This window comes from Parvibaculum sp., assembly GCF_035511255.1.
Classification (GTDB): Bacteria; Pseudomonadota; Alphaproteobacteria; order Parvibaculales; family Parvibaculaceae; genus Parvibaculum.
Map to the genome: position 1 here is coordinate 1 of NZ_DATKFR010000285.1, position 2,408 is coordinate 2,408.

Annotated in this window: 2 protein-coding genes and 1 pseudogene; 2 read left to right on the forward strand and 1 reads right to left on the reverse strand. The window is 65.9% G+C overall.

All coding sequences use genetic code 11. The features are described 5' to 3' along the window. The coding region (gene cobA / locus VMR03_RS11340) for a uroporphyrinogen-III C-methyltransferase (RefSeq protein WP_325405265.1) at positions 1–752 on the reverse strand (752 nt) is incomplete at its 3' end. Positions 753–1,018: 266 nt separating this feature from the next. Between cobA and VMR03_RS11345 the strand changes: the two genes are divergently transcribed. Further along, on the forward strand, positions 1,019–1,726 hold the full coding sequence (locus VMR03_RS11345) for a retropepsin-like aspartic protease family protein (protein WP_325405267.1): 708 nt from the start codon (positions 1,019–1,021) through the stop codon (positions 1,724–1,726). 130 nt (positions 1,727–1,856) lie between these two features. Continuing rightward, positions 1,857–2,408: pseudogene (locus VMR03_RS11350) on the forward strand (phosphomannomutase/phosphoglucomutase); the annotation flags it as partial.

Below are 2,408 nucleotides of genomic sequence, written 5' to 3' on the forward strand. Positions count from 1 at the left end.
AAGCCCGTGCGCTCGACATCGGCGGCGGCGCTCGCCAGCGTCGTTTCGAGCACCTGCTGGTCCCTCAGCGTCGCGTTGCAGACCAGCGCGACGGGTTCGTCCGCCTGCCGACCGTTGGAGACGAGCAGATCAGCGATGCGCGGCAGATGCGACAGCGCCATGTAGAGCACGATGACGGGCGAGCCCCTGGCGATCGACGGCCAGTCGAGATGTTCCGGCACCTCGCCGCCCGCCATGTGGCCGGTGATGAAGGTGACGGCATGATTGACGTCGCGATGCGTGACCGGGATGCCCGCATAGCCGAGACCGCCGATGCCGGCCGTGACGCCCGGCACGAGACGGAAGGGAATGCCGGCGTCGACCAGCGCCAGCGCCTCTTCGCCGCCGCGTCCGAAGACGAAGGGATCGCCGCCCTTGAGCCGGAGGACGCGCTTGCCCTGCCGCGCGAGCTCGACCAGACGGGTCGAGATGTCGCGCTGCTTCGGGCTCGGCTTGCCGCCGCGCTTGCCGGAATATTCGAGTTTCGCGCGCGGGCTCGCGAGGGAAAGCACCGCCTCGTCGACCAGCGCGTCATAGACGATGACGTCGGCCTGGTTGAGCGCGTTGACCGCGTGAAGCGTCAGCAGGCCCGGATCGCCCGGCCCCGCGCCGACCAGCCAGACCCAGCCGGGCACGAAGGCAGGCAGGCCGAGGCGCGCGGACAAATCCTCCGCCGCCCGTCCGCCCAGCCTGACGACTTTGCCGTCGCTCATTTCACCGATCTGAATTGTTATTAATGTCGATTTTGCAACCTAGCACGTAAATAGCGCCCTGTCGCCCGGGATCAAGGGCGCGCCACCTCATTCCCGTCCAGCCCTAACGTCTATCTAATATTGTCATCCCGGCGAAAGCCGGGATCCATGGCAGCGAACCTCGGCATTTGTCGCTTATGGGTCCCGGCTTTCGCCGGGATGACAGTTGATGTTTAGTGCCCCAGGTCTTCATCCCTTGGTCACCGCTTCACCCTAGGCTTTCCCTCATGAGAGACAACCGATGGACATGGGCGGCTCTGCTGCTGCTGGCGGTCGTGGCCCTGCTCTACTTCCTCAACAGCCGCTTTCCAGGCGCGCTGGCGGAAGAGGACGGGCGGATGCGCCTCGTCTACGGGCTCGTCTGGCTGGTGCTGATCGGCTCGAGCGTCGCCGTCGGCTGGCGCGGGCGCGCGGGGCTGGCGTTGAAACAGGCGCTCGCCTGGGTCGCCATCGCGATGATCCTGGTCGTCGCCTATTCCTATCGCGGCGACTTCATGGGGCTTGGCGGTCAGCTTGCCGAACGCGCCATGGGCGAACTCGCGCCCAGCGCCGCCGTGCAGACCGCGCCGGGCGTCGTCTATCTCACGCGCGACCTCTCCGGACATTACAGCGCCAATGCGCTCGTCAACGGCACGCATGTCCGCTTCATGGTCGACACCGGCGCGAGCGACGTCGCGCTGACCGCCGAGGACGCCGAACGCCTCGGCTTCGACCTCGACAAGCTCGCCTATACCGTGCCCTATGGCACCGCGAACGGCACCGTCATGGCCGCCCGCGTGACGCTGGACGAGATCGCCATCGGCGACATCAAGGTGCGCAACGTCCGGGCCTCGGTGTCGCGGAGCGGGCTCGGACAATCGCTGCTCGGCATGAGCTTCCTCAACGAGCTGCGCGGCTTCGAGTTTCAAGGGAACCGGCTCGTGCTCCGCGAGTAATCGTCGCGCGACCAATTAAGCCGGCCGCTTTGCTCCGATTTGCCACAAACAAACCAAAATCGACATCCAAACAAGTGTGCCGACCCGCTATAAGAGGCGGGCCAGAATGCGACCCATCAAGGAGACAGGGATGCTTCCCAAACCGCGCGCCGACCTCAAGCCCAACACCTACGACTTCGAGGCGCTGCCCCTCGTCTCCCCGTCGGGCTTCCGCGAATATGACGCGCGCTGGCTTTATCCCGAGCAGATCAACCTCGTCGGCGTTCAGGCGCTCGGCCTCGGCCTCGGCACGTTGATCCACGAAATGGGCGTGCGCCCGGCGATCGCGGTCGGCCACGACTACCGCTCCTATTCGGCCTCGATCAAGCACGCGCTGACCATCGGCCTTCTCGCCTCGGGCTGCGAGGTCCACGACATCGGGCTCGCGCTGTCGCCGGTCGCCTATTTCTCGCAATTCGCGCTCGACGTGCCATGCGTCGCCATGGTGACGGCGAGCCACAATGAGAACGGCTGGACCGGCGTCAAGATGGGCGCGCAGCGACCGCTGACCTTCGGACCCGACGAGATGGGCCGGCTGAAGGAGATCGTTCTGGCCGGCGCCTTCAAGGAAGCCGGCGGCGGCAAATATATCCGCGTGCCGGACATGGCCGAACGCTACATCAAGGATTTGACCGACCGCCCG